Source organism: Acidithiobacillus sp. TH-A36, from assembly GCF_057473445.1.
The window spans coordinates 1-2,589 of sequence record NZ_JBYCKP010000445.1; the positions used below are offsets into that span (position 1 = coordinate 1).

Genomic DNA, 2,589 nt, shown 5'->3' on the forward strand with positions numbered 1-2,589 from the left:
TTGCCCAGGAGCCACTGGCAGAGCGCAGCGCCTCGCGGATGCTGGTGATTGATGGCAATTCCGGTCAATGGCAGGATAGCTGGATTCGTGCGTTGCCAGAATGCCTCAATCCGGGTGACTTGCTGATTCTCAACGATACCCGGGTGCTACCGGCCCGGCTGCATGCCCACAAGGAAACAGGTGGAGCCGTCGAGTTGTTGCTGGATCGCCTGCTGGGGGAGGATGAAGGCTGGTTTCTGGCCAAGTCTTCTAAAGCCTTGCGACCCGGCATGATGTTACAACTGGCGCAGGGTGATCGTGCAGAGGTGCTGGAAAAAGACGGGATGGATGTCCGCCTGCGTCTTCACCAGGCCTCCTGGTTGGCGGTGCTGGAATCTGAGGGAAGCATGCCGTTGCCCCCCTACATTCACCGTGCTCCCGAAGCCCGTGATCAGGAACGTTACCAGACAGTCTATGCCGATAAACCGGGGGCCGTCGCCGCACCAACGGCCGGACTGCATTTTGATCAGGGCTTACTGGAGGCGTTGGCTGCCCGAGGCGTGGAGCGCCGTTTTGTGACCCTGCATGTGGGCGCCGGGACTTTTTTGCCGGTCCGCAGCGAGCAGGTGCATGAACATCAGATGCATGCCGAAACCCTGATTGTTTCCCCGGACACCGTGGCAGCCATCACAGCTACCAAAGCCCGGGGAGGACGGGTGATTGCGGTAGGGACAACAGCCTGCCGGGCACTGGAAACCGCCGGACAGGACGGCACCTTGCGTCCTTACGTGGGTGAAACCCGCCTGTTTTTGTATCCCGGCAAAAAATTTCAGGTGATTGATGCACTGCTGACCAATTTCCACTTGCCCGAGTCCACGCTGCTGATGCTGGTTTGTGCTTTTGCCGGTACTGAATGTATGCTCGCCGCCTATCAGCATGCGGTTGCCGCCCGCTATCGTTTTTTCAGTTATGGAGATGCCATGTTCATTACCCCTGCAGCGCTTTCGCGGTGCTTGCCCTGATGGGTATTTTTGAATGTCTGGGTAAGGATGGTGCCGCCCGGCGCGGTATTGTCCACTTGCCCCGGGGAGATATTCAAACGCCGGCATTCATGCCGGTAGGGACCTATGGCACCGTCAAGGCCATGGCCCCGGAAGAACTGAAAGCCATCGGTGCGGACATTATTCTCGGTAACACCTTTCATCTTTTTCTGCGTCCAGGACTGGAAGTCATCATCGCCCTCGGCGGCCTCCATAAAATGATGCACTGGGACCGTCCCATCCTGACCGATTCTGGTGGCTTTCAGGTGTTCAGTCTCGGCGCGCTGCGCAAGCTCCGTGAAGCGGGTGTGGAATTTCGTGCGCCTACGGATGGTCACAAGGTTTTTCTGGGACCGGAAGAGTCCATGCACATTCAGGCCGTGCTGGGTTCGGATATAGCGATGGTTTTTGACGAATGTACGCCGCATCCGGCGACCTACGAAGAAGCACGGTTCAGCATGGAGCTCTCCCTGCGCTGGGCGGCACGTTCCCGCCGGGCTTATCAGGGACCGGGTCAGTTGTTTGGCATTGTCCAGGGTGGAATGTATGGTGATTTACGTCAGCGTTCTCTGGAAGGTTTGCAGAAACTGGATTTTCCGGGCTTGGCCGTGGGTGGTCTGTCGGTGGGTGAAAGCAAGGCCGAGATGATGGAGGTACTGGAAAATCTCATGCCGCAGATGCCTGGCGACCGACCCCGCTACCTGATGGGTGTGGGCACGCCGGAAGACCTGGTAGAGGGGGTGTACCGGGGCGTGGATATGTTTGATTGTGTCATGCCGACCCGGAATGCCCGCAATGGCTGGCTGTTTACGCGCGAAGGCATTCTCAAGCTCCGTAACGCCAGTTACGAAAAAGATCCACTCCCTCCGGATCCGGAATGCAGCTGCTATACCTGCAGCAATTACAGCCGGGCTTATTTGCGGCATCTGCAGCGTAGCCATGAAATATTGGGCGCGCGCCTGAATACCCAACATAACCTCCATTACTATCAGGAGCTCATGGCAGGGCTGCGCGAGGCCATTGTCCAGGGCCGTCTGGAGGCCTTCCGAAAGGAATTTTATCAACGTCGTACCGCGAGTTCCCTCATTGACGCCTAAAGGCTACAATGGGCGCCCGCAAACCTGATCAGGAGTGAATAATGAGTTTTTCACCGATTGCCAATGCCTATGCCGGAACTGCAGCCGGTGGTGGTTCAGACTCTGGACTGATCATGATTGTCTATATTCTGGTCTTCGGGGCAATTATCTATTTTATGATGATTCGTCCGCAGATGAGAAAATCCAAGGAACAACGCCAGCTCATGGCTTCCATCTCCAAGGGGGATGAAGTGATTACCCTCGGCGGCCTCGCCGGACGCGTCATGCAACTGGGCGATGAATATTTGCATATTGAAGTCGCTGAAGGGGTTATCGTAAAAGTCCAAAAGGCGGCGGTCACCCTGTTGCTTCCCAAAGGGACTCTGAAAAAACTTTAAGGCCTGTTCATGACCCGTTATCCGTGGTGGAAGTACCTGATCATTCTCCTGGTTGTCATACCTGCGCTGCTTTATGCACTGCCCAATTTTTACGGT

4 protein-coding genes are annotated in these 2,589 nt (G+C 56.2%); all 4 read left to right on the top strand.

From position 1 onward, the window contains the following. On the top strand, nt 1-1,001 hold a 1,001-nt coding region (gene queA, locus AC2VLY_RS11400; protein ID WP_486922311.1), incomplete at its 5' end, for a tRNA preQ1(34) S-adenosylmethionine ribosyltransferase-isomerase QueA. Beyond that, the gene (tgt, locus tag AC2VLY_RS11405; protein ID WP_486892618.1) at nt 1,001-2,116 is read left to right on the top strand and encodes a tRNA guanosine(34) transglycosylase Tgt; all 1,116 of its coding nucleotides are present in this window, start codon (nt 1,001-1,003) and stop codon (nt 2,114-2,116) included. The genes queA and tgt, both read left to right, overlap by 1 nt. Before the next feature lie 41 nt (nt 2,117-2,157). Further along, nucleotides 2,158-2,493: a preprotein translocase subunit YajC gene (gene yajC / locus AC2VLY_RS11410; protein ID WP_486922312.1), complete on the top strand. Its 336-nt coding sequence runs from the start codon at nt 2,158-2,160 to the stop codon at nt 2,491-2,493. A 9-nt stretch (nt 2,494-2,502) separates the two neighbouring features. Then, nucleotides 2,503-2,589, top strand: an 87-nt coding sequence (locus tag AC2VLY_RS11415) for a hypothetical protein (protein WP_486892620.1), incomplete at its 3' end; no start/stop codon positions are given.

Bases quoted from the DNA above. Each gene is read 5' to 3' on its own strand.
- tgt (WP_486892618.1), top strand. From the start codon at position 1,001: ATGGGTATTTTTGAATGTCTGGGTAAGGATGGTGCCGCCCGGCGCGGT.
- yajC (WP_486922312.1), top strand. From the start codon at position 2,158: ATGAGTTTTTCACCGATTGCCAATGCCTATGCCGGAACTGCAGCCGGT.